Source organism: Qipengyuania aestuarii, from assembly GCF_019711535.1.
Lineage (GTDB): Bacteria > Pseudomonadota > Alphaproteobacteria > Sphingomonadales > Sphingomonadaceae > Qipengyuania > Qipengyuania aestuarii.
The window spans coordinates 289,897-313,396 of the sequence record NZ_JAIGNP010000002.1 but is presented as its reverse complement, the minus strand read 5'-3'; the positions used below and the strand labels follow the sequence as shown (position 1 = coordinate 313,396).

Genomic DNA, 23,500 nt, shown 5'->3' with positions numbered 1-23,500 from the left:
ACGGAGCATGATCTTGGCGATATTCAATTCCATACGAAACCGTATTTTGGCGGGAACCTGCCTGCTCTGCTTGCCTGCGCTGCCGGTGGCAGCTCAGGATGCAGAAGAAATCGAAGACCAGCAGCGCTCTTCGATAATCGTCGTTACGGGTGAAGGCCTCCCACCCCCGCAATCGAGCGACGCTTACGCCGTTGAGACGATCGATCGCGAGCAGTTGACGACGACTGCGTCCGGCCGCCTGGAGGACGCGCTCGCTTCTGTCGCGGGCTTCCAGCAATTCCGCCGCTCCGACAGTCGCTCTTCCAATCCCAGCGCGCAGGGTGTCACCCTGCGCGCCCTTGGAGGAAATGCCACGAGCCGGGCACTCGTCCTGCTGGACGGGGTGCCGATGGCGGACCCGTTCTTCGGCTTCATTCCGCTCAGCGCGATAGCACCAGAGCGTTTGGGCGGCGTGCGTGTCACACGCGGGGGCGGATCGGGGCCATTCGGTGCCGGTGCCCTTGCTGGCACGATTGAACTGAACAGCGCTGGACCGGATCAGCTTTCTCCTTTCGGCGGCCACATCTATCTCAATGATCGCGGCGAGACGGAAAGTGCGGCACATCTGACAGGAAGGCTTGGCAGCGGGTTCGCTGTGGTATCGGGGAGATGGGATCGCGGGCGGGGCTTCTATACTACGCCCGCAGAGGATCGCGTTGACGCGTCCGCGAGAGCGGCATTCGACAGTTTCTCCGTCCAGACACGCGCCACTGCACCATTGACGGCAAACGTCGAATTACAGGCGCGCGCGCTGATTTATGAAGACCATCGCACTTTGCGTTTCGACGGCGCCGACAGTTCCAGCACCGGTCAGGATGCAAGCCTGCGCGTGGTCGGCCGCGGCGCTCTGCCATTCGATGCCCTGGCCTATGTTCAATCGCGAAACTTCAGCAACATCGTCGTCAGTTCGACCCGCTTCGTCCCGGTCCTCGATCAATGCAACACCCCTTCAACTGGGCTCGGCGGGAAATTTGAAATCCGTCCGCTGGTGGGGGAGCAGGTGAAGCTTCGCGTGGGAACGGATTACCGGCTCAGCGACGGTCAATTGGCAGAGGTGTCGCTGAGCGCTTTCAGTGGATCCGTAAACGAGCGCCGCGCAGCCGGAGGCCGGACGAGCGATCTCGGCGTGTTCGCGGAAAGCGATCTGTCGATCGGCAAGGCCACTCTCACCGCCGGGGCGCGACTGGATCGCACCAGCATTCGCGATGGTTTTTATCTGGTTCGTGACCCAGCAGGCAGGGTATTGCGAGAGGAAGTCTACCCCGACCGCAGTGATTGGGAGCACTCGTTTCGGGGCGGACTTATCTACGCCCTTGGCGGCGACATGAGGCTGAGGGCGGCTGCCTATTCGGGCCTTCGCCTGCCAACGTTGAACGAGCTGTACCGCCCCTTCACCGTGTTTCCGGTGACGACTCAGGCCAATGCAAATCTGGGCAGTGAACGGCTTGTCGGGTTCGAAGCGGGCTTCGATCTGGTCCCGAGCGACGATATCCGCGTCTCCGCGACGGCATTCGACAACCGCGTCAAGGATGCCATCGCAAATGTCACGCTTGGCCCTGTCACACGGCAGAGACAGAATATCGACGAGATAACGTCCCGCGGTATCGAGGTGAGCACCGATCTCACATTCGGTGCGATTGGTTTCAATGGCTCCCTAGCCTATACCGATGCGGCCGCGAGGCAAGGCGGGGCGGCGTTTGATGGGAAGCGGCCCGCGCAGGTTCCAGCCTGGGCTGGCAGCGCTAGCCTGCGCTACACGATCCAGCCGGATTCCCTCCTCGCGCTTACACTTCGACATGTCGGCCGCCAATTCGAGGACGATCTCGAAACCGATATTCTCCCCGCAGCGACAACGCTTGATGCCTACGGTGAACTCGCCCTGCACCGCAACCTCGCGCTGGTCGTGCGCGGAGAGAACCTGACCGACGAGGAAGTGGTCACCCGTAACCAGGGCGGATCGATCGATCTCGGTGCCCCGCGTACCTTCTGGCTAGGTTTGAAGCTGAGAAAGTAAGCAGCCGGCCGCGGTGCAAGTTGCTTTACTTGCAGCCAACCATGCCTACTAACCTTGCAGCCGGAGAGAGAAGGATATTCTGGATGGCAATTCGCAGTCTGTTTGGGGCCGAGAGCCTAGAGAGAAACCTCGGCCTGTGGGCGTCCTTGCTCCTGACCATCCTGACCTGCGTTTTGGGTGCCTTGGTAGCCAGCGGGTTTTACTGGGCCTTGGTGCTGTTCGCGCCGCTGCTGGCGATTGCCCTGTGGGATCTTGTTCAGACCAAGCATTCGCTGCGGCGCAACTACCCCCTCATTGCACGATTTCGCTGGCTGTTCGAAGACCTTCGGCCGTTCTTGCGCAGCTACATCGTGGAGGGCCCGCTGGAAGGGCGCCCGTTCGACCGGGTTTCGCGTTCGCTGGTATATGCCCGCGCGAAGAAGCAGGAAGATGCCCATCCGTTCGGCACCGAACTGGACGTCTATTCGGAAGAATATGAGGCGCTCTGCCATTCGATTAATCCCAATGCGAAAGCCCCCAAACGCACCCGCGTGAAGGTCGGGACGGATCAATGCAGCAAGCCCTATGATGCGGCCCGCCTGAACATCAGCGCGATGAGCTTCGGCGCGCTGGGAAACCATGCAATCGAGGCTCTGAATCTCGGTGCGAAGATCGGCGATTTCTATCACGATACCGGCGAAGGCGGACTGTCGCCCTACCACCTGAAACATGGCGGCGACGTCGTCTGGGAATTGGGATCGGGCTATTTCGGAGCACGTGACAAGGACGGCAATTTCGATCCCGAAAGCTTTCGCGACAAGGCCCAGCACGATCAGGTTAAAATGACCGAAATCAAGCTGAGCCAAGGCGCAAAACCGGGCCATGGCGGCCTGCTCCCCGCTGCCAAGGTGACGCAGGAAATTGCCGACACACGCCAGGTCCCCGCGCATGAGGACTGCCTCTCGCCTCCAGGGCATTCGGCCTTTTCCACGCCGCGCGAGATGCTGGAATTTGCAGCCCGGATGCGCGAGATGTCCGGCGGAAAGCCTGTGGGGATCAAGCTGTGTGTCGGCATGCCGCACGAAGTCTTCGCGATCTGCAAGGCCATGATCGACAGCGGCATAACGCTCGATTTCATCGTCGTGGATGGCGGCGGCGGCGGTACAGGCGCGGCTCCGCTGGAACTCTCCGATCATGTGGGGTTGCCGCTGCGTATCGGCCTCTATTACGTCAACAATGCGCTGGTCGGCACCGGCCTGAAAGACAAGATCAAGCTGGCCGCATCGGAGAAAGTCTTCTCCGGATCAGCCATAGCCATGAATGCCGCACTGGGCGCCAATTGGTGCAATGCGGCGCGCGCCTTCATGTTCTCGCTCGGCTGCGTCCAGTCGCTGCGCTGCCACACGGGCACTTGCCCGACAGGGGTAGCGACCAGCTCGCCCGCTCGCCAACGCGGGCTGGTGATCCCCGAAAAGGCCCAGCGTGTCGCCAATTTCCAGTCGAAGACTCTCGACAGCCTGCACGACATCGTCGTCGCTTGCGGTCTGGAAAGCCCGGACGAATTCACACCGCGTCATCTGCGCCAATGGAAGAACAACGCCGAAATGGTTCCGTGGTCAAAAGTCGTAAACGAAGTGCAGCCCGGCAAATTGCTGTATGAGCCGGACGACACCCCTTTTGCCGAATATTGGCACATGGCGAATCCCGATAGTTTCAAACCGATCGTATGATCGCGAACGCGATGTCGGATTTTTCAGGCTTGGCAGCAGGGTGGAAAGGTTTGGCCGCACCGCAAGCTCTCAAACTCAATCCGGCAGTCAGGGTAGTGGGCTGGCTTGCATCGGCTTGGGTGCTTCTGGCGCTCTTCGCCGAACCTGCAAGTGCATCCGCCACTCTCCAGCAAAGCTTTTTACAGCCCATGGGGCCGGTGTCGGAAGAGCAATCGAATCATCTCTTGCGCGTAGTCGCCATCACCATGGTGGTCATTCTTCCGGTGCTGATCGGCGTTCCGCTGATCCTGTGGCGTTATCGCTATTCAGCCCCACGCGGAGAGTATGCGCCCGAGTGGGAGTTTTCGAAGAAGCTTGAATGGGCATTATGGGGCGTGCCGGTGCTGGTGGTCGTCATACTGGCCGGATGGCTCTGGTACTCTACCGAAAAGCTCGATCCCTATGACCCGCTGGGCCCGGAACTGCTCCAGGTGCAGGCCATCGGGCTCGATTGGAAATGGCTGTTCATTTATCCTGAGCAAGGCATCGCCACTGTCGACGAGCTTGCGATCCCGGTCGGTCGCCCGGTCGAGCTGACGCTGACCACCGACACCGTGATGCAGAGCCTGCTCATCGCCCCGCTCACCGGCCAGATCTACGCCATGCCCGGCATGACGACGAAGCTGAACTTCGCCGCGAGCCGCCCGGGTACAGCCGAGGGAGAGAACACGCAGTTCAACGGAAGAGGTTTCGGGCGACAGAAATTCACCGTTCGCGCACTCGATGCCGCCGATTTCAATCGCTGGCAGGCCGCAGCAGCCGGCGCTCCCGTGCTGGACGAAGCAAGCTATGCGATCCTGCGCCGCCAATCGGTTCTGGCGGAAGCGCGCGGCGACCTGGGACTGCGCGGAAGTTCCGGCCGCATCACGCTGTCGCTCGGCCGGCCGGATGTGTTCGAGACAATCGTTGCGAAGTACCACGACGACGCGGGCGATCCGGCACGCGAGCAGCACTGGGGCGGCATAGGCCAGCCTGTCGCCGACGCTACGAAGGCAGGCAAATGAGTGCGGATATCAGCCCCATCTTCGGCAAGCTCGACTGGTCGGTCACGCCCTATACCGATCTGCTGCGCGAGGTGAACAGCAGCACCATCGTGGGCGCCGGCGCGGCCAGTGTGCTGGTGCTGGGCGCCATCGCGGCTGTTGCGTTGCTGACCTGGATGCGCTGGTGGGGGCCGCTCTATCGTAACTGGCTGACCTCTGCGGATGCCAAGAAGATCGGCATCATGTATATCGCGCTGGCGCTGGTCATGATGGCGCGCGGCATCATCGAAGGCTTCGTGATCCGCACACACCAGTCGACCGCGCTCGGCACGCTAACGCAGCCAGAAAGCGGGCTGGTTTCTCCGGACCATTTCGCCCAGCTCTTCAGCACACATGGCACGATCATGATCTTTTTCGTCGCCATGCCGCTGCTCATCGGCCTGATCAATTTCGTCCTGCCTCAGCAATTGGGTGCGCGCGACATGGCCTTCCCCGTGCTCAATCAGGTCAGCCTGGGCCTGACCGCGGCTGGTGCGGGGCTGGTGATGATCTCGCTGCTGGTCGGCAAGTTCGGCACCGGCGGCTGGACGATGTATCCGCCTTACACCGGCATCGATTACAGCCCCGGGGAAGGTGTGGATTACTGGCTATGGGCGATCCTCATATCTGGCGTCGGATCGACGCTGACGGGAATGAACTTCGCCGTCACCATCTTCAAGGAACGCGCGCCCGGCATGCATTTCATGCGCATGCCGCTGTTCTGCTGGACCAGCCTGTGCGTCGCGATCATGCTGATCTACGCCATGCCCGCGTTGACGGTGTCGAGCGGGATGCTGGCGCTTGACCGCTATGCCGGCTCCCACTTCTTCACCAACGAAGCGGGCGGCAACATGATGAACTATGCCAACATCTTCTGGATGTTCGGCCATCCCGAAGTCTACATCCTTATCCTGCCCGCCTTCGGCGTGTTCTCCGAAATCAGCTCTACCTTTTCTGGCAAACGCCTCTACGGCTACACCTCGCTGGTGATCGCCAGCATGAGCATCGCGGTGATCAGCTTCACCGTCTGGTTGCACCATTTCTTCACCATGGGCCAGAGCGCGGGCGTCAACATAGCCTTCGGTATCGCAACGATGGTGATCGGCATTCCGACCGGCGTGAAAATCTACGACTGGATGGCGACCATGTGGCGCGGGCGCATCCGCGTTACGGCGCCGATCGTCTATCTGACGGGCTTCTTCCTGCTGTTCGTCATCGGCGGCCTGTCTGGCATCATCCTCGCCAACCCGTCCATCGATTATCAGGTGCACAATTCCACCTTCTTGGTCGCGCATTTTCACAACGTGATCATTCCGGGCGTACTCTATGGCATGCTCGCGGGCATCCACTACTGGTTCCCCAAGGCCTTTGGCTTCCGGCTGGACGAGGATTGGGGGCGGCGCACGGCTTTGCTGTTCGTGGGCGGGTTCGTGTTCACATTCCTGCCGCTCTACGTGCTTGGGCTGATGGGATTGCCGCGGCGTTCGCCCACCTTCCAGAACCCCGACTTCATGCCATGGATGTATATCGCATCCTTTGGCGCAGTGCTGATGCTGTGTGCGCTGGCTAGCCTCGCCTGGACCTTCTGGACAAGCTATCGCAACCGCCTGGCGCTGGCCGTTCCGGGCGGCGATCCGTGGAACGGGTCCAGCCTCGAATGGTCCACCCCGGCACCGGTGCCCGAATGGACCTTCCCCCACATCCCTCATGTCGCCGCGCGGGACGATTGGGGCGAATGCAAGCGTTCGGGCGATCCGTGGAAAGCCCCGCAGGACTATGTCGATATCGAGATGCCGGCCAATACAGCGCATGGCCTGCTGATCGCAGCCACTGCATCAGCCCTGGGCTTCGCGATGGTCTGGCATATCTGGTGGCTTGCCGCTCTTTCCTTCCTCGCCATCCCTGCTCTGCTGGCGTGGCGCGGGATGCAGGTCATCGAGCCGCGGATCGTGCCTGCGGGCGAAGTGGAGGAGGCCGACCGGCGCTTCCGCACGATGATGGCAGACCTCGCCCCAGCCACCCGCGCGGACGAGGAGACCGAGCGCAATCGCGGCCGCCCGGATCTGTCGGAGTTCGCTGGATGAGCGAGCGCAATCTCTACCCCGGCCTGAACCTCGGCAGTGGCCACGGCGAAGCGCACGAACAGGCGGAAACCACGGTGTTCGGTTTCTGGGTGTTCGTGATGAGCGATCTCATCATCTTCGGCATCCTGTTCGCCTCCTACGCTTCCTATCTCGACCCGATCGGGCTGGCTGGTGGTCCCGGCCCATCCGACCTGTTCGACATCAGGAGCGTCGCCATCCAGACGGCTTTCCTCCTGCTGGGCGGAGTGGCCTATGGCGGCGTGTCGCTGGCGGTGAAATACGATCATCCGCGCGGCAAGATCATCGTCTGGCTGCTCGTCTGCGCGGCATTGGGCGCAGGTTTTCTGTTCTTCGAGATAAAGGATTTCATTACGCAGGCCGGTAAAGGCGGCGTGCCGCAGGCGAGTGGCTGGCTGAGTTCCTACTGGACGCTCGTCGGCCTGCACGGTGTGCACGTCTTTTCCGGCATCCTCTGGATCCTCGCCATGATTGCACAGGTGATCTGGCGCGGCGTGGACGACGTGGTGAAAGTTCGCCTCTCGATGCTCGGCGTGTTCTGGCACTTCCTCGACCTGGTCTGGATTGCCATCTTTTCCTTCGTGTTCCTGGTGCCGCTGTCATGACCAAACCCAACACCGGAGAGATCGACCCGCAGGAAAGCGCCAGGCAAGAACTGAGGTCCTACGGCATTGGCTTCGTCGCCAGCCTGCTGCTTACCGTCGGCGCGTTTGCCGCCGCGCTGTCGGACCTGCCGACCGTGTGGAAGATCATCGCCATCTGCGCTGCGGCTCTGCTTCAGATCGTCACGCATATGCGCAACTTCCTCCATCTGAGTTTCTCGGTCGAGCAATCGCGCGAGGATCTGCTGCTCGTCCTGTTTTCGGCCATGCTGCTGGCGATCATGGCTGGTGGAACGTGGTACATCATGTCCGACCTCGGGGGCCGGATGCACGGCAACTCGCACGAAGATCGCTCTACATCTCTTCCTTGAGGCCCGAGCGGATCAGCCCCCAATTGGGCAAATAGGCATTCGCGAAGCCGGCCAGCATGGCGATCTGCATGGCGACCCAGAAGACCGGGCTGCCCGCGTCCACCTTCGCCCCGAAAAGAACCGGAAAGAGGACGAAATGGGCAAGGCCCATGAAGCCGTACATCCCCACCTGCCAACTGGTGAGCGACAGGACATCGGCCTTTACCGCAGCCTTGATCCCTTCACCGACCGACAGGTCGCGCATTGGTGCGATGGCAAAATATTGAAAGACGATCCCCGTCGCGAGAGCGAAGACATAATCCATCGTCCACTGCGCGAAGATCTCCGTCGAGAAGATGGTGCCCATGCCGAACAGGGTTAGAACGCCGGGTGCGAAGTGCGCCAAGTTCTCGCATAAGAGATCGGCGAGGGAGCAGCCTGCGCCGCAGTGGAGGGTACCCTTGGCGACCTTTGCGGCGAAGGGCGTATCGCCGGCCTCGGGTGCGGCGTAGCGATGGTAGAACCACATCAGGAGCGGTCCCGCGAACAGCGCGCAGAGCGGCCACACGAACCGCATTACCGCCATCTTTGGCGGATGACGTACCGTCACCCACGCCATGTACAGCGCGCAGCCAACGCCAAGTACCAGCAGCGCGATGCTGGCCATACTGACCCAGCCGGGGATCACTCCGGTCAGCCGGCGACCACCTTCACCGGGATCGATTTCGATGCGGGAGTCTTCGATATCTCGTCATGGTGGCTGATCGGCACCAGCACATTGCATTCTGGATAGTACCCGGCGATCGTCCCGCGCGGCAGCTTGTAGGCAACCAGCTTGAGCCCGCTCAGCTGCCGTTCCACGTCGTCGCGGTCATAATCGGTCACCAGCGTGACCATATCGCCGTCCGACAGGCCAGCCTCGGCGATATCGTCCGGGTTCATCAGCACCACGTCGCGTGTGCCCTCGATCCCGCGGAAGCGATCGGAATAGCCATAGACGGTGGTGTTGAACTGATCGTTCGAGCGCAGGGTCATGAGGCGATAGCGGCCCGGCTTGTCCTCGAAACCCAGGGAAGTGAGCTGCGGCGGCGTAGTGATGACGGCCTTGCCGCTATCGGTCTTCCACACCCGTTCGCGTGCCGGATTACCGCGCCAGAAACCGCCGGCCTGGAACATGCGCTGGTTGAAATCGTGGAAATCGTCGGGATAGGTATATTCGATCAGGTCGCGCACCAGCGAATAATCGGCGGTCCATTCGTCCCATTTCAGCTTGGGACTGGGGTCGAGCGCGGCCTTGGCGATGCCCGTCACGATGGCCAGCTCGCTCTTGAGATGCTCGGAGGCGGGCGGCCGATGGCCCACCGATCCATTGATCATCGAGAAGCTGTCTTCGCTGGTGACTGCCTGATTGCCGGTGGCCTGTTCGTCCACTTCCGAGCGGCCGAGGCACGGCAGGATATAGGCCGTTTTGCCGGGATAGAGGTGGCTGCGATTGAGCTTGGTCGAGACCATTACGACGAGGTCCTGATTGGCCCAGCCTTCTTCCATCCGCTTCTGATCGGGGACGGCGCGAACGAGATTTCCGCCCAGCGAGATGAACCCGCGCACCTTGCCTTCGATCAGCCCCTGCACCGCATCGACGATATGCATGCCGTCCTTGGTCGGCGGGTCGAAATCGAACAATTGCTTCAGCTTGTCCATCGGCACCAGATGGGCTTTCTCGGCGATACCCACCGTGCGCTGGCCCTGCACGTTGGAATGTCCGCGCACCGGACAACAGCCGGTGCCCGGCCGGCCGATATTGCCCTTGAGCAACAGCAGATTGACCATCATCGCGATGTTGAGCGCACCGTGCTCATGCTGGGTGAAACCCATCCCGTACACGCCGATCGTCTTTTCGGATTCGATGTAGACCTGCGCCGCCTCGCGCAGCGAGCTTTCCGTCAGGCCGGAGGCATTCTCGATCTCGCTCCACTGCGCATCGCGGCAGTAGGCGATGAATTCTTCGAAACCGGTCGTATGCTGCTGGATGAATTCATGGTCGATCACCGCACGCCTGTCTTCCGCTTGCGCGGCGTCGTCCGCTTCGACCACCACCTTGCATAGTCCCAGAATGGCGGCGACATCGCCCCCTGCCTTGAGCTGGTGGTACTGATCGGAAATGATCGTTTCCTTGCCGGTCATCATCTCCAATGGGTTCTGCGGATCGACGAAGGAGACCAGCCCCTGCTCGATCACCGGATTGAAGGTGACGATCTTGCCGCCGCGGTCCTTCAGGTCTTTCAGATTGTGCAGGAAACGCGGGCTGTTGGTGCCGGGATTCTGGCCGAAATAGAAATAACATTCCGTCTCGGCGAGATCTTCGAACGTCACCGTGCCCACGGGTGATCCGATCACCTTGGTCAGGCCGACCGATGTCGTTTCGTGGCACATGTTGGAGCTTTGCGGCAGGTTGTTGTTGCCATAAGCGCGTGCCAGCAGCGCATAAAGATAGGACGCTTCGAGACCGGCGTGACCCGAAGCGTAGAAAACCACGTCCTCGCGCGGCAGGTCGCGCAGCGTGCTACCGATTTCGGCGAAGGCCGTGTCCCAGTCGACCGGGACATAGCGGTCCGATGCAGCGTCGTATTTCATCGGATGCGTCAGGCGGCCGGATTTCTCCAGCTCATGATCCGACCATTCACGCAGTTCGGCCAGCGTATGGCCGTCAGCCGCGAAAAATTCGGGCGTACAGCGGTCTTTCGTCAATTCCCACAGGGTCGCCTTGGCGCCGTTTTCACAGAATTCGAAAGCGGAATAATTGGCCGGCTTCGGCCAGGCACAGGACATGCACATCACGCCCTTGGGCTTGTTCAGACGGCGCAGGCTGTCGAGCGCACCGGGCGATGCCCAGGTTTCGCCGTAGATGCTGGCAATGCCCTTCATCGAGCCCCAGCCACCGGCGGGGCCGGGCGAATGCGGGAGATCCTTGGGCTTATGTGCGCTATCGTCGGCCATACATCTCTCCTGCTCGTTTTCCCGGCGCATCCTGAACCCTGAAAGCGGGCGTAGCAAGACTGTCGCCGGTCGATAAACGCAAGGGATCGAGAACGGTTCTCGGGCGCCCCGATGGCCCTTCTCCACGGTTGGCATATTGCCCTGACGGTGTAATCGCGTTGCGATGGCATTCAGTATGGGAGCATCGCATTGACGGAACAGCCTTCCCGCGCACTCGGAGCTATCCTTGCAGGCGGCCAGAGCAGCCGCTTCGGCTCCGACAAAAGCGCTGCCGAATGGCAGGGCGCGTCCCTGTTGAGCCATTCGGTTCGGGCGCTATTCGATGAATGCGATGAAGTGGTGGTCTGCGGCGGCTCCCATGAAGACATTCCGCAATCCGCAGTCCGCTTGCAGGACATACCGGAACGCGGCCTCGGACCACTCGGCGGGCTATGCGCTGCCCTTGCCCATGCGCGCGATCGTGGTTTCGATGCGGTGCTGAGCGTGCCGGTCGATGCGCATCCTGTCCCGGATGGCTTGCTGGAGCGTCTTGCGGGCTCAGGTCCGGCCGCCCTCCACCGGCACTGGCTGTTTGGGTTCTGGCCAAGCGATCTGGCCGGGGCGCTGGAGGAGCATCTGAAAGCCGGCAGCCGGTCGGTCCTATCATGGATAGAAGCCTGCGGTGCCCGCATGGTGGAATACACTGGCCGCGAAATCGTGAATGTGAACACCCCTTCTGCGCTTGAGGCGCTTGAGAGGATGAGCGCGCTGGGGGCGGCAGCCGATGTGTATGGCGCTTACGAGCTTTGTTTCGAGGACGGGCGAGTGGGCGAAGCCGCCCGCATCGTTCCCGTGGAAGTGCCTGTAGCGATCGAATATAACGGCATCGGCTATGCCGTGATGATGGCCACGCCGACCGATCTGGAAGATTTCGTGACCGGCTTCTCGCTCAGCGAGGGGCTGGCCAGTAGAAACCAGATCGGGGAAGTTTCGCTATTCGAGACCGGCGGAGGCTGGATCGCCCGCGCAAACCTTCCTGCGTCGAGTGTTCCGCGCGTCGCAGAACGCGCCCGCAGCCGGGTCTCGGAAAGCGGCTGCGGCATTTGCGGCATCGATTCCATCGCCGCCGCGCTTTCCCCGCTGCAGCCGGTTGCCGCCCAGCCGCGGGCCGATCATGCAGCCGTGCACCGCGCCCTGTCGGCGATGCGGTCCCATCAGGAACTCGGCCGCGCCACCGGGGCGGCCCATGCCGCTGCGTTCTGTTCTTTCGACGGCGAGATCATGCTGCTGCGCGAAGACGTCGGGCGGCACAACGCACTCGACAAACTGATCGGTGCGCTGGACCGGCAAGGTATCGACCATGAACAGGGCTTCGTGCTGCTTTCGGCGCGTTGCAGCCAGGAGCTGGTGGAAAAGACGGTGCGCTGCGGCATACCGATGCTGGTCACGATCAGCGCGCCTTCCACCCTCGCCATCCAGCGCGCGCGCGAGGGCAGGCTCACGCTGATCACCCTTGCGCGCAGCGACACTGCGCTGGTCATGAATGATCCGCACGGGCTTTTCCCGCCCAGCCGCCGATCTGCGAAAGGTTAGGCGGCCGGGTTTCGCCGCGAAAGGATTAGAAGGCGAGCGCCCGAACCACGCTGCCGGCGCGCGCAGCATCTGCGTCCACGGCGCGGCGGATCAGCCAGTTGCTCGCGGCGAGCGGAGCCTGCGCTCCGCTTTCCTGATTACTGGCCGGCAGCAGCCCCTCTTCGGTTGCACGCGCCCTCACGAAAGTTTCCCGCGATCCGTTGGCCGGCAGATCGGCGGCCAGAATATGCGGCATGAACTGCGTTTCGGCATCCGCCCGTCCGCCCTGCAGCGCCGCGATCAGTGGCGCAAGGAACAGGCGGGCCGTCACCATGGCGGAGGAGGGATTGCCCGGCAGGCCGAGGACGGGCTTTTCGCCGGACAGGCCGAACCAAACGGGTTTGCCCGGCTTTATCGCCACTTTCGCGAAGTGCTCTTCCAGCCCGGTCCCGGCGAACATCGGGCGGGCGAGATCGTGATCGCCGACCGAAGCGCCGCCGATTACCACGACGCAGTCGGCGCTTTCCAGGGCGTCCCGCGCGAAACGCGCCAGGCTTTCCAACTCGTCGCGCCCGGTCATCCGTGCCGAGATTACCGCGCCCCAGCTTTCGGCAAGTGCGGCGACACCGAAGCTTCCCGATTCCGGAATGGCATGCGCCGATTGCGCGGCATGGCCCGGATCGGCCAGTTCATCGCCCGTGGCGATAAGCGCGATGCGCGGACGGCGGGCAATTTCGACCGTGGCCATGTCGGCCCCGGCAAGCGAGACCATGGCCCTGGGATCGAGGCGCTGCCCCTTTTCGAGCAAGACGTCCCCGGCAGAGAAATCGCTGGCTTTCGTGCGGATGTGGCGTGCCGGCCCGAAGCCTTCCCGAAAGCGAACCGTGTCACCGTCGCGCTCGGCATATTCCTGCATCACGACGCAATCGGCGCCCATTGGCAAGTGCGCGCCGGTGAAGATGCGCACGGCTTCGCCCGCGTTCAGATGCCCAGCAAACGGTGCGCCCGCTGCCGCTTCCCCGATCATCGTCAGGGTTCCCCCTCCCGCAGCATCGGCGATCCTGACAGCATAGCCGTCCATCGCCGAGACATCCGCGCGGGGCGCATCGATGGCGGCGCGCACGTCCTGAGCGAGGAAACGGCCTGCAGCCTGCGCGATCGGTATCGTCTCGCTCGGCAAGCGATGCACTGCGGAAAGTATGCGTGAGAGGGCTTCTTCGTAGCTGATCACTGCTGCGCCAGACCTTTTCGTTCGAGCCTTGCGTCCATACTGCCTCTCGATGGAAGACGGTATCGCAGGCGGGTTGCACGGCAGCGATCCGGCATAAACTTCGCCAGCGCAACTTCGAATCCGGCAGGCGCATACAAAAACCCCCGGGACGTGGCATCCCGGGGGCCTTGCAAGATGCCTGCCCTGTAATGACGGGTCGACGGCCTCTTCGGTCAGAAGCGATAGCTCACACCTGCGCTCAGGACCCAGGGATCGAGCTTGTGCTCGGTTTCGATGGCCAGCGTGTCGCCCGCATACCAGCGCGCCGTGGTGTCGACGAAATAGCGTTTGGCGTCGATCGTCAGGCCGAGGCCCTGATCGCCGATCGCAATGTCGGTGCCGGCCTGAAGGACCAGCCCCAGCTCGTCCGACAGCGTCGTCCGCGTGACGCCGAGCGGGATGGTATCGGCACCCGGCTCCACATCGACCCACCAGAAATAGGTCGCGCCTGCGCCGACATATGGCTTCACAGCGCCGGCATCGAGATGGTATTTGGCCGTCAGCGTGGCGGGAATGAGCTTGGCATCAGACACGAGTTCGGCATTCGGGAGGCCCGATACGGCATCGACATCATGCTGGGTCATGCAGCAGATCGTCTCGACCGAGAAATTCGGGCTGACGAAATATTCGACTGCCAGCGTGGGGACGAAATTTTCATTCGCCTCGGTCTGCAGCGTGTCGGGTAGCCCCAAGATGTCCTCGTTCACCGCGGTGATCTTGCCGTCGGGAATGACATAGCTGCCGAGCAGTTTGACCTGCACCTTGCCATCGCTGTCCTGCGCGTGAGCCGGGGCGGCGGCGATGGCTGCTCCGGCGAGGGCAAGTGCGAGATACCTTTTCATCTGAATTCACCTCTAGCGCCGCAGTAGCCGCACCGCGCGGCTCAGGGTGGTTGCAGCGGCTGAGGGCGCAATAGGGAGGGATTTTCCGGCCTTCCTTGATCCAGATCAAGGAAGCGGAACGCATTGACGGCGACACGAAGCGCCATGAACTCGCTGCCCGATGCCTTCGATCATTTCGCCATGCGCATATTGCCCGCCGGCTTGTCCGATGCGGCGCACCTCCGCTTCCAGTCGCTCGCCCGATACGAGAAGCTGGAGTGCGATCAGTCGCTCGACTTCAGCGATGCCGGGCCGCATATCCTGTTCCTCGCGAGAGGGTCGATCAAGCTGGTCGCGCATGCCTCCCGATCGCGCGACCAGATCGTCGCGTTCCACTTCGGCGGCGAGATGCTGAGCGTGCCGCGGCGCGACCATTATTCCTATTCCGTCTGCGCGCTGCGCCAATGCCGGATCGTGAGCTTTCCCACTGCGGATTTTCTGGAGCTTGCGGCGGACGACGCGATAGTGATGGGCTGCCTGCTCGATAGAGCGACCATGTCGCTGCAACGATGCCGCGAAAAAGCCATCGCGCTGGGGCGCAAGACGGCCTCCGAACGCATCGCCATCTTCCTGATCGGCATGGCCGACCGCATCGGCAATGTGCAGGAAGGCCGCATCCTGCTCGACCTGCCGATGTCCCGGCGCGACATTGCCGAAAGCCTGGGCCTGACGATCGAGACGGTCAGCCGCCGCCTCAGCGCGCTGCGGGCCGACGGCGCGATCGAAACCGTGGGACGATCGGGCATCATCCTGAACGATCTGGCGGCCCTGCATGGCCGTGCCGGTTTCCTGTGTGAGGCGGCATGATTTCTTTTGCGAATTTGATCTGGGTCAATGCGACCCGCGGCCCCCGCGCTTAACCCGCGCCGCAAATAGGGAGTATTCTATGCAAGCGGAAACGGCACTTGGCCGAGTGGGCCTGTGGTTCCTGATCATGCTCGCGGCGCTGGCTGCCGCCGTCGGAGCCGCCGACAGCGGGTTTGCGGCGCACGCTACCATCATCGCCCTCGTCGCTTTCGTCATGATCTGGATGAGCGCATCCCGCTTCGATCCGGTGGGCAAGGCCCAGGGCTTTTTCCAGATGCCCGAAGGACCGTCCCGCTATGATGACGACCCGATCCGCTGGGGCGTGATCGCGACCATGTTCTGGGGCCTCGCAGGCCTGCTTGCCGGTGTCTTCATCGCTTCGCAGCTGGCGTTTCCCTGGCTCAATATCGAACCCTATCTCAATTTCGGACGGCTGCGTCCGCTGCATACGAGCGCGGTCATCTTCGCGTTCGGCGGCAACGCCCTGCTGGCGACCAGCTTCTACGTGGTGCAACGCACCTGCCGCACGCAGCTGGCTTTCCCCGGCCTCGCGCGCTTCGTCTTCTGGGGTTATCAGCTCTTCATCGTCTTGGCGGCGACCGGTTACCTTCTCGGCGTCACGCAATCGAAGGAATATGCCGAGCCCGAATGGTATGTCGACCTGTGGCTGACGATCGTTTGGGTGGCCTATTTCGTGGTCTTCGTCGGCACGCTCGCCAAGCGGAAAGAACCGCACATATATGTGGCGAACTGGTTCTATCTCGCCTTCATCATCACCATCGCGATGCTCCACATCGTCAACAATCTGGCCGTGCCGGTCAGCTTTCTGGGCGCGAAAAGCTATAACGCCTTTGCCGGGGTGCAGGATGCGCTGACGCAGTGGTGGTACGGCCACAACGCTGTCGGCTTCTTCCTCACCGCAGGCTTTCTGGCGATGATGTATTACTTCGTCCCCAAGCAGGCGGAGCGCCCGGTCTACAGCTACCGCCTGTCGATCATCCACTTCTGGTCGCTGATCTTCCTCTACATCTGGGCCGGACCGCACCATCTTCATTACACGGCCCTGCCAGACTGGGCGCAGACCCTGGGCATGGTGTTCTCGATCATGCTGTGGATGCCCAGCTGGGGCGGTATGATCAACGGCCTGATGACGCTCAACGGCGCATGGGACAAGGTCCGCACAGACCCGATCATCCGCATGATGGTTATGGCGCTGGCCTTTTACGGCATGAGCACGTTCGAAGGCCCGATGCTGTCGATCAAGAGCGTCAACAGCCTCAGCCATTACACCGACTGGACCATCGGCCACGTGCATTCGGGCGCGCTGGGATGGAACGGCATGATCACCTTCGCCTGCATGTATTTCCTCGTGCCGCGCCTGTGGAAGCGTCAGCGGATGTATTCGCTGCGCATGATCAATTGGCACTTCTGGCTCGCTGCCCTCGGCATCGTCTTCTACGCGGCCAGCATGTGGGTCGCGGGGATCCAGCAAGGGTTGATGTGGCGCGAATACGGACCCGACGGCTATCTCGTCTGGTCCTTCGCGGACAGCGTCGCCGCCATGTTCCCCATGTATGTCATGCGCACGGTCGGTGGGCTGATGTACCTCGGCGGGGCCATCATCATGACCTACAACATATGGATGACGCTTGCCGGAAAGCTGCGCGAGGAAAAGCCCCTGCGCGACGCGGCTTACGATCCGCAAGCAGATCGCCCCATCGTCAATCAGCCCAGCGCCGTTCCGGCCGAATAGGATCACCAGATCATGACCGATCCCGTCGTCGACGAAACCGTCAAGGGCCATAAACGGCTCGAACGCAACATCACGCTGCTTGCCATCGGCACTTTCGTGACCGTGGTAATCGGCGGCCTCGTCCAGATCACTCCGCTGTTCTATCTCGAGAATACGATCGAGGAAGTGGAGGGAGTACGGCCCTACACGCCCCTGGAGCAGGCCGGGCGCGACATATACATCCGCGAAGGCTGCTATGTTTGTCACAGCCAGATGATCCGCCCGTTCCGCGACGAAGTGGAACGCTATGGCCATTACAGCCTCGCTGCGGAAAGCATGTACGACCACCCCTTCCAATGGGGGTCCAAGCGCACCGGGCCGGACCTGGCGCGCGTCGGTGGGCGCTATTCCGACGAATGGCATGTCCAGCATCTGACCGATCCGCAAAGCGTGGTGCCGGAAAGCGTCATGCCGCAATATGGCTTTCTAAAGGAAACTCCGCTCGCCATCGGCGATCCCAAGGCCACCATGACCGCACTGATGCGGGTTGGTGTCCCCTATTCCAAGGACGATCTCGAGAACGCCGAGGCAGACATGCTGGCCCAGGCCGACCCCGATGCCGATCCCGGCGATCTGGCCGCACGTTATCCCAAGGCGCAGATCCGCGACTTCGACGGCAATCCCGACAAGCTGACCGAGATGGATGCGCTGATCGCCTATCTACAAATGCTCGGCACACTGGTCGATTTCGACAGCGCCGCGCCCCTTGAAGAACTGGCCGAGGAGAAAGGGCGATGAGCTTTTACGAAACCCTGCGTCATTTCGCCGACAGCTATGCGCTCGTCCTCATGCTCGCCCTGTTCGTGGGTTTGTGTGCCTGGCCCTTCAGGCCCGGCGCAAGCAAACGCAACCAGGCCGCCGCAACGCTGATATTCGAGGGGCAAGACGATGGCGAATAAGCGGATCGACGAACCGACCGGCGTTCCGACTGTCGGCCATGAATGGGACGGAATCGAAGAACTCGATACCCCGCTTCCCCGCTGGTGGCTCTGGACTTTCTATCTGACGATCGTTTTCGCGATCGGTTACGTGATCGCTTACCCGGCGTGGCCCATGATCGACAAGGCGACCGAAGGCGTCCTCGGCTGGTCGAGCCGCGGCCAGCTTGCCGAGGAAATGAGCGCTGCCGAACAGGCCCGCGCCACCATGCGCGAACGTCTGGCACGCGTGCCGATCGAACGGCTGGAGGAAGACAGCGAACTGATGCAACAGGCGGTGGCCGGCGGTGCCGCAGCCTTCCGCGTCAATTGCGTACAGTGTCACGGATCGGGAGCGGGCGGCAATCAGGAACTGGGCTATCCCAACCTGAATGACGACGACTGGCTGTGGGGCGGCGATCTCAAGGCGATCCATTATACGCTGACACATGGTATCCGGCAGCCGGGCGATGACGAGACCCGAACCAGCCAGATGCCATCGTTCGCTGGTGCGTTCGACAGCAGCCAGCTCGATGATCTGGTGGACCACGTCCTTTCATTGAGCGGCAAAGCCGATGCCAGCAACGCGGGCGCCCAGCTCTTCGCCGACAATTGCGCCGCCTGTCACGGCAGCAAGGGCACTGGCAACCGCGAAATAGGCGCGCCCGATCTCAGCGATGCGATCTGGCTGCGAGGCAATAGCCGCGATGCGATCAAGCACCAGATTCTCGAACCGCGCATGGGCATGATGCCCAAATGGGAGGGAAGGCTAAATCCGGTGACCATCAAGATGCTGGCGGCCTATGTCCATTCGCTCGGGGGAGGCGAAGACTTCTTGGAGGTCGCCGCGGATCCCGAGGTGAAAGTCGATGACCAGCCCTGACGATCCATCCGGAGACCGGCGCGACTGGTCGGTAATCGTCGAAAGCGGCGTCGCCAAGACCAACCGCCCGGTCTCCAGCGCGGTGGCCGGGCGGGAAGCGGCCACCCGCCGCCACGAGCCACATGAACCTGCGCGGGAGAACCTCCCACAAAAGCTCTATGAGCCGCGCAGGCAAGTGCATAACAAGCGCGTGGACGGGCCCTTTCGGCGCTTCAAATGGCTCATGATGCTGGTGACGCTAAGCATCTATTACGTCACGCCGTGGCTGCGGTGGGACCGCGGGCCCTATGCGCCAGATCAGGCAGTCCTCGTCGATCTGGCCAATCGCCGTTTCTACATGTTCGGCATGGAAATCTGGCCGCATGAATTCTATTTCGTCGCCGGCCTGCTGATCATGGCCGGCATCGGCCTGTTCCTGATCACCAGCGCGGTCGGCAGGGCCTGGTGCGGTTATGCCTGTCCGCAAACCGTGTGGACCGACCTTTTCCAGCATGTCGATCGTTTCATCGACGGCGATCGGAATGCGCGCATGCGGCTCGATGCGGCGCCGTGGACCTGGGGCAAGGTCGCCCGGCGGGGCATCAAGTGGACTATCTACCTTATCATCGGCTTCTGGACGGGCGGCGCGTGGATCATGTATTTCGCCGATGCGCCCACGCTGGTGCATGATTTCTGGCGCGGTGAGGCCGCGCCGGTCGCCTACATTACCGTAGCCGTGCTGACGATGACGACGGTGGTTCTCGGCGGCTTCATGCGCGAGCAGGTGTGCATTTACATGTGCCCATGGCCGCGCATCCAGACTGCGATGCTGGACGAAAAATCGCTTTTGGTCACTTACAAGGACTGGCGCGGCGAGCCACGCGGAAGCGTGAAGAAAGCGCAGAAAAATCCCGGCCAGTTCGGAGATTGCATCGACTGCCAGCAATGCGTGCAGGTCTGCCCCACCGGAATAGATATTCGCGAGGGACCGCAGGTCGGCTGCATCACCTGCGCGCTGTGTATCGATGCCTGCGATCGCGTGATGAAAGACATCGGACGGCCGCGCGGATTGATCGATTATGCCACGCTCGAGGATTGCGAGCGCGAGGCAGCGGGCGGCGAACCCAAGTCCCCTTGGCGCACTTTATTCCGCCCCCGCACGATCGCCTATTTCATGATCTGGGGCGGCATTGGCGGGGCATTGCTGTTCGCCCTCGGCGTGCGCAGCCATACCCAGCTCACCGTGGCGCCTGATCGCAATCCGCCCTTCATGCTCTTGTCGGATGGGTCCATCCGCAATTCCTACACGCTCAAGCTGCGCAATATGGAAAGCAGGCCGCGGGACATGGAAATCGCCATCGAGGGCGTGCCGGATGCCGCGATGTGGACGGACACCATCGCCTATCGGGACGCAGCAGCGGTGCAGACGGTGACCGTGCCCGCAGATCTCGTACGCCAAGTGCGCGCCTATGTGGCCGCGCCAGCCGGAACGGTCCCGCAAACCCTGACATTCCGCGTCACCTCCCTCGACCAGCAGCGCGAGACCGATGCGGTGGAAACCCGCTTCGATGCACCGGAGACAGAATGATGAAACGCATATTCACCGGCAAGGACATGGCAATCATACTGGTCTGCGGGTTTGCCGTAGTGGTCGCCGTCAATTTCTACATGGCATCGGTGGCCATCGGCGGCTTTGGCGGCGTGGTGGTCGAAAACTCCTATGTCGCCAGCCAGAAATACAATGGCTGGCTCGAACGCGCACGTGAAACGAAGCGGCTTGGCTATTCGGTTGCGCTGGAGCGGGGCCCCGGCGATCACCTGCTTGCCGACGTCGCCCATGCACCCGATCACGCGCAGGTTTCCGCGCAATTGAGGCGGCCCCTTGGCAAGCCGGAGACCCTGACACTGGAGCTGAAACCGGAGGGCGATGGGCGCTATGTCACCGACAGACCGCTGCCTGCAGGTCGCTGGATCGCCCGCATAGTGATCGACAACGGCGTGGACCACTGGATCGATGAGCTGGAAGTACAGTGAACGCTCCTCCCCGCCACGAAGACCTCCTTGTCCAGCAGCTCGCCGACAGTCGTTTCACCGTGCCGGGAATGCGCTGTGCCGGGTGCATTGCGAAGATCGAGCGCGGACTGGGCGAGCTGGAGGGGGTCGAAACCGCGCGGGTCAACCTCTCCGCCAAGAAAGTCACCATCCGCCACCAGCACAATCTCAGCGAAGCGGATCTGGTCGAAGCCATCGCCCGCATCGGGTTCGAGGCACAGCTTGCCTCGGATAATCCGCTGGCGCAGGACGATCTCGAAGCCAAATCCCTTTTCCGCGCCCTAGCGGTCGCCGGCTTCGGCATGATGAACGTCATGCTTCTTTCCGTCAGCATCTGGTCGGGCGCTGGCAGTGTCACGCGCGAACTGTTCCACTGGCTCTCGGCGCTGATAGCCCTCCCCGTGATTGCCTATTCCGGACGTCCCTTTTTCTCGAGCGCTGCCATGGCTCTGAAAAATGCGCGGACCAATATGGACGTGCCGATCAGTATCGGCGTTCTCTTGGCCACGGGCCTGAGCCTCTATGAAACGCTGACCGGCGGCGCGCATGCCTATTTCGACGGGGCAGTCATGCTGCTCTTCTTCCTCCTCGCAGGCAGGGCCCTGGATTCCGCGATGCGAAACAAAGCCCGCGCTGGGATAGGGGCCCTGCTGTCGAAAATGGGTCGCAGCGCGACCGTCCTGCAAGAAAACGGAAGCTCCACGTCAATCGCGGCGGAAAATCTCGAACCGGGCATGCTGATGCTGGTCGCTCCGGGCGAGGCGCTCGCCGCGGACGGCGTGGTGGAGAAAGGCCTCACAAGTTTCGACAATTCGATGCTGACCGGAGAAAGCCAGCCCGTACCTGCGGGGGTTGGTGACCTCGCCCATGCCGGCGCCATCAATCTGGGCGGTGCGGTTCGCATTCGCATCACCGCGGCCGCCTCCCAGACCGTGCTCGCCGAAATCGCCCGGCTCATGGATGAAGCAGGCCAATCACGCAGCAGCTACGTTCGCATAGCCGACCGCGCAGCGCGGATTTATGCGCCTGCCGTGCATTCGCTTGCCCTGCTCGCCTTCGCGGGATGGATGGTAGCGGGCGCCGGGTGGTATCAATCGCTTGTGATCGCGATCGCCGTACTCATCATCACCTGCCCCTGCGCCATGGGGCTTGCAGTTCCGGCTGCACAAGTCGTCGCCTCCGGTGCGCTCGCCAAAAGCGGGCTGCTGGTGAAGGACGGCAGTGCACTCGAACGGCTGGCGGAAGTCGATATGGCCTTGTTCGACAAGACCGGCACCTTGACCTTGGGCGAACCAGTGCCCCGGATCGGCGAGCTTTCACCTGAAGAAGCAGCCATCGCACTGGCGCTCGCACAGACCAGCCGCCATCCCTTGAGCAAGGGGCTCGCGCGCTTTTTGGCAGCGAAAGGGATCGCCCCCGCACCGGTCGCCGACATCAGCGAACGCGGAGGAATAGGGCTGTCTGGGCGGCTGGGCCCTGTGCCGGTTGCGCTTGAACGGCCATCTGGCGAATACGGAGCGCTGGCGACCAGCCTGCGTGTCGGCGAAAAAACCACCGTCATCACCTTCGCCGATCCCCTGCGCTCCGACTGCGCCGAGGTCATCGCGCGCCTTAAAGCCGAAGGGCTGGATAGTCGTATCGTGTCCGGCGATCGAGCGGCGTCGGTCGCCCCCGTGGCGCGCATCCTTGGCACCGATTTCGAAGCCGCATTGCTGCCGGAAGAAAAATTGTCCCTGCTCAACCGGTGGAAGGCAAGCGGCAGGCGCCCGCTAATGATCGGGGATGGCATAAACGACAGTCCCGCGCTTGCGGCCGCCCACGCCTCTATCGCCCCGGCAAGCGCAAGCGACATCAGCCAGCAGGCGGCTGATGCGGTCTTTCTCAGCAACGAGCTGATGCCGGTTGCTCTGGCAGTGACCATGGCCCGGAGAACCATGCGGGTCATAAGGCAGAATTTCGGTTTCGCCGTCGTCTATAATATTTTGGCCATCCCTCTCGCGCTGGCCGGACTGGTAACTCCGCTGATAGCGGCGGTGGCCATGTCGCTGAGCTCGTTAGTTGTCGTCGGCAATTCGCTGCGTCTAGCGAGAATTGCACGATGACCGGTCTTGCCCTGCTCATCCCGGTAGCGCTGGGCCTCGGCCTGCTCGGCCTCGCCGCTTTCTTCTGGGCGATGCGGAAAGGCCAATTCGAAGATCTGGACGGCGCTGCCCAGCGAATTTTCATCAACGACGAGGAAGACGATAAATGAGCGGCCCCCTCTATGCCGCGCTGCTGCCGCTCGTGCCGCTTGCATTGAGCCCGGCCGCTCCCTCATCTTCCGGCGACAGCATCACGGCGAAACTGTGCAGTGGCGCCGCGATCGAAATACCCATCAAACGCAAGAAAACACCCGCACCCTTATGCCCCGGCAAGGCTTGTCACGCCGGCAGCTGCCGCAGGAAATTTGATCTGGCTCAATGACGCAGGAGTCTCACCGGTCCATCGAAGATGG

General features: G+C 62.2%; 21 protein-coding genes. 17 read left to right on the top strand and 4 right to left on the bottom strand.

Going from position 1 to position 23,500, the window contains the following annotated elements; all coding sequences use genetic code 11:
* Nucleotides 1-85: 85 nt before the first annotated feature.
* The 6 genes from K3175_RS06740 to K3175_RS06715 all read left to right on the top strand — a co-directional run bounded on the left by K3175_RS06740 (nt 86) and on the right by K3175_RS06715 (nt 7,898).
* Nucleotides 86-2,053, top strand: coding sequence for a TonB-dependent receptor (locus K3175_RS06740; RefSeq protein WP_345719332.1), 1,968 nt, complete (start codon nt 86-88; stop codon nt 2,051-2,053).
* Between the two features lie 83 nt (nt 2,054-2,136).
* Nucleotides 2,137-3,762, top strand: a complete 1,626-nt coding sequence (locus tag K3175_RS06735; RefSeq protein WP_221542612.1) for an FMN-binding glutamate synthase family protein — start codon at nt 2,137-2,139, stop codon at nt 3,760-3,762.
* Nucleotides 3,759-4,805 carry a cytochrome c oxidase subunit II gene (locus tag K3175_RS06730; RefSeq protein ID WP_221542611.1) on the top strand — a complete coding sequence of 349 codons (1,047 nt, stop codon included), beginning with the start codon at nt 3,759-3,761 and terminating at the stop codon, nt 4,803-4,805. Before K3175_RS06735 ends, K3175_RS06730 begins: the two co-directional genes overlap by 4 nt.
* Entirely contained in the window at nt 4,802-6,907 is a 2,106-nt protein-coding gene (locus K3175_RS06725; RefSeq protein WP_221542610.1) for a cbb3-type cytochrome c oxidase subunit I, read from the top strand. Before K3175_RS06730 ends, K3175_RS06725 begins: the two co-directional genes overlap by 4 nt.
* Nucleotides 6,904-7,530 (top strand): cytochrome c oxidase subunit 3, encoded by a 627-nt coding sequence (locus K3175_RS06720; protein WP_221542609.1) that lies wholly within the window; start codon nt 6,904-6,906, stop codon nt 7,528-7,530. Before K3175_RS06725 ends, K3175_RS06720 begins: the two co-directional genes overlap by 4 nt.
* Nucleotides 7,527-7,898, top strand: coding sequence for a cytochrome o ubiquinol oxidase subunit IV (locus K3175_RS06715; protein WP_221542608.1), 372 nt, complete (start codon nt 7,527-7,529; stop codon nt 7,896-7,898). The genes K3175_RS06720 and K3175_RS06715 overlap by 4 nt, the downstream gene beginning before the upstream one ends.
* On the opposite strand, the gene K3175_RS06710 is transcribed toward K3175_RS06715, so the two are convergent.
* Entirely contained in the window at nt 7,882-8,544 is a 663-nt protein-coding gene (locus K3175_RS06710; RefSeq protein WP_221542607.1) for a DUF4396 domain-containing protein, read from the bottom strand. The two genes, K3175_RS06715 and K3175_RS06710, sit on opposite strands and share 17 nt — an antisense overlap.
* A 26-nt stretch (nt 8,545-8,570) precedes the next feature.
* A complete protein-coding gene (locus K3175_RS06705; RefSeq protein ID WP_221542606.1) occupies nt 8,571-10,874 on the bottom strand; it encodes an FdhF/YdeP family oxidoreductase in 2,304 nt (767 codons plus the stop codon).
* A gap of 189 nt (nt 10,875-11,063) precedes the next feature.
* Here K3175_RS06705 and fdhD point away from each other — a divergent pair, with 189 nt between their 5' ends.
* Entirely contained in the window at nt 11,064-12,446 is a 1,383-nt protein-coding gene (gene fdhD, locus K3175_RS14165) for a formate dehydrogenase accessory sulfurtransferase FdhD (RefSeq protein WP_247710765.1), read from the top strand.
* A gap of 25 nt (nt 12,447-12,471) precedes the next feature.
* Here the strand turns inward: fdhD and K3175_RS06690 are convergent, their stop codons facing one another.
* On the bottom strand, nt 12,472-13,656 hold the full coding sequence (locus K3175_RS06690; protein WP_221542605.1) for a molybdopterin molybdotransferase MoeA: 1,185 nt from the start codon (nt 13,654-13,656) through the stop codon (nt 12,472-12,474).
* Between the two features lie 212 nt (nt 13,657-13,868).
* On the bottom strand, nt 13,869-14,537 hold the full coding sequence (locus K3175_RS06685; RefSeq protein ID WP_221542604.1) for an OmpW/AlkL family protein: 669 nt from the start codon (nt 14,535-14,537) through the stop codon (nt 13,869-13,871).
* Nucleotides 14,538-14,660: 123 nt separating this feature from the next.
* On the opposite strand from K3175_RS06685, the gene K3175_RS06680 reads away from it, so the two are divergent.
* The 10 genes from K3175_RS06680 to K3175_RS06635 all read left to right on the top strand — a co-directional run bounded on the left by K3175_RS06680 (nt 14,661) and on the right by K3175_RS06635 (nt 23,469).
* On the top strand, nt 14,661-15,383 hold the full coding sequence (locus K3175_RS06680; protein WP_221542603.1) for a Crp/Fnr family transcriptional regulator: 723 nt from the start codon (nt 14,661-14,663) through the stop codon (nt 15,381-15,383).
* 79 nt (nt 15,384-15,462) lie between these two features.
* Complete coding sequence (ccoN, locus tag K3175_RS06675) at nt 15,463-17,136, top strand: cytochrome-c oxidase, cbb3-type subunit I (RefSeq protein WP_221542602.1); 1,674 nt, start codon at nt 15,463-15,465, stop codon at nt 17,134-17,136.
* Between the two features lie 12 nt (nt 17,137-17,148).
* Entirely contained in the window at nt 17,149-17,913 is a 765-nt protein-coding gene (gene ccoO / locus K3175_RS06670) for a cytochrome-c oxidase, cbb3-type subunit II (RefSeq protein ID WP_221542601.1), read from the top strand.
* Nucleotides 17,910-18,074: a cbb3-type cytochrome c oxidase subunit 3 gene (locus K3175_RS06665; RefSeq protein ID WP_221542600.1), complete on the top strand. Its 165-nt coding sequence runs from the start codon at nt 17,910-17,912 to the stop codon at nt 18,072-18,074. Before ccoO ends, K3175_RS06665 begins: the two co-directional genes overlap by 4 nt.
* A complete protein-coding gene (gene ccoP, locus K3175_RS06660) occupies nt 18,064-18,975 on the top strand; it encodes a cytochrome-c oxidase, cbb3-type subunit III (protein WP_221542599.1) in 912 nt (303 codons plus the stop codon). The genes K3175_RS06665 and ccoP overlap by 11 nt, the downstream gene beginning before the upstream one ends.
* The gene (gene ccoG, locus K3175_RS06655) at nt 18,962-20,542 is read left to right on the top strand and encodes a cytochrome c oxidase accessory protein CcoG (RefSeq protein WP_221542598.1); all 1,581 of its coding nucleotides are present in this window, start codon (nt 18,962-18,964) and stop codon (nt 20,540-20,542) included. The genes ccoP and ccoG overlap by 14 nt, the downstream gene beginning before the upstream one ends.
* Nucleotides 20,539-20,988, top strand: a complete 450-nt coding sequence (locus K3175_RS06650) for a FixH family protein (RefSeq protein WP_221542597.1) — start codon at nt 20,539-20,541, stop codon at nt 20,986-20,988. Before ccoG ends, K3175_RS06650 begins: the two co-directional genes overlap by 4 nt.
* Nucleotides 20,985-23,108: a heavy metal translocating P-type ATPase gene (locus K3175_RS06645; RefSeq protein ID WP_345719331.1), complete on the top strand. Its 2,124-nt coding sequence runs from the start codon at nt 20,985-20,987 to the stop codon at nt 23,106-23,108. Before K3175_RS06650 ends, K3175_RS06645 begins: the two co-directional genes overlap by 4 nt.
* Nucleotides 23,105-23,257 (top strand): cbb3-type cytochrome oxidase assembly protein CcoS, encoded by a 153-nt coding sequence (gene ccoS, locus K3175_RS06640; protein ID WP_221542596.1) that lies wholly within the window; start codon nt 23,105-23,107, stop codon nt 23,255-23,257. Before K3175_RS06645 ends, ccoS begins: the two co-directional genes overlap by 4 nt.
* Nucleotides 23,254-23,469: a hypothetical protein gene (locus K3175_RS06635; RefSeq protein WP_221542595.1), complete on the top strand. Its 216-nt coding sequence runs from the start codon at nt 23,254-23,256 to the stop codon at nt 23,467-23,469. The genes ccoS and K3175_RS06635 overlap by 4 nt, the downstream gene beginning before the upstream one ends.
* The last annotated feature ends 31 nt before the right edge of the window (nt 23,470-23,500 follow it).

What these genes read in the sequence shown, in the direction of transcription:
- K3175_RS06720 (WP_221542609.1), top strand. Translation starts at nt 6,904, where the DNA reads ATGAGCGAGCGCAATCTCTACCCCGGCCTGAACCTCGGCAGTGGCCAC.
- K3175_RS06635 (WP_221542595.1), top strand. Translation starts at nt 23,254, where the DNA reads ATGAGCGGCCCCCTCTATGCCGCGCTGCTGCCGCTCGTGCCGCTTGCA.
- K3175_RS06715 (WP_221542608.1), top strand. Translation starts at nt 7,527, where the DNA reads ATGACCAAACCCAACACCGGAGAGATCGACCCGCAGGAAAGCGCCAGG.
- K3175_RS06650 (WP_221542597.1), top strand. Translation starts at nt 20,539, where the DNA reads ATGATGAAACGCATATTCACCGGCAAGGACATGGCAATCATACTGGTC.
- ccoG (WP_221542598.1), top strand. Translation starts at nt 18,962, where the DNA reads ATGACCAGCCCTGACGATCCATCCGGAGACCGGCGCGACTGGTCGGTA.
- ccoP (WP_221542599.1), top strand. Translation starts at nt 18,064, where the DNA reads ATGGCGAATAAGCGGATCGACGAACCGACCGGCGTTCCGACTGTCGGC.
- K3175_RS06730 (WP_221542611.1), top strand. Translation starts at nt 3,759, where the DNA reads ATGATCGCGAACGCGATGTCGGATTTTTCAGGCTTGGCAGCAGGGTGG.
- ccoO (WP_221542601.1), top strand. Translation starts at nt 17,149, where the DNA reads ATGACCGATCCCGTCGTCGACGAAACCGTCAAGGGCCATAAACGGCTC.
- K3175_RS06725 (WP_221542610.1), top strand. Translation starts at nt 4,802, where the DNA reads ATGAGTGCGGATATCAGCCCCATCTTCGGCAAGCTCGACTGGTCGGTC.
- K3175_RS06665 (WP_221542600.1), top strand. Translation starts at nt 17,910, where the DNA reads ATGAGCTTTTACGAAACCCTGCGTCATTTCGCCGACAGCTATGCGCTC.
- ccoS (WP_221542596.1), top strand. Translation starts at nt 23,105, where the DNA reads ATGACCGGTCTTGCCCTGCTCATCCCGGTAGCGCTGGGCCTCGGCCTG.
- K3175_RS06735 (WP_221542612.1), top strand. Translation starts at nt 2,137, where the DNA reads ATGGCAATTCGCAGTCTGTTTGGGGCCGAGAGCCTAGAGAGAAACCTC.
- K3175_RS06710 (WP_221542607.1), bottom strand. Translation starts at nt 8,544, where the DNA reads ATGGCCAGCATCGCGCTGCTGGTACTTGGCGTTGGCTGCGCGCTGTAC.
- K3175_RS06685 (WP_221542604.1), bottom strand. Translation starts at nt 14,537, where the DNA reads ATGAAAAGGTATCTCGCACTTGCCCTCGCCGGAGCAGCCATCGCCGCC.
- ccoN (WP_221542602.1), top strand. Translation starts at nt 15,463, where the DNA reads ATGCAAGCGGAAACGGCACTTGGCCGAGTGGGCCTGTGGTTCCTGATC.
- K3175_RS06705 (WP_221542606.1), bottom strand. Translation starts at nt 10,874, where the DNA reads ATGGCCGACGATAGCGCACATAAGCCCAAGGATCTCCCGCATTCGCCC.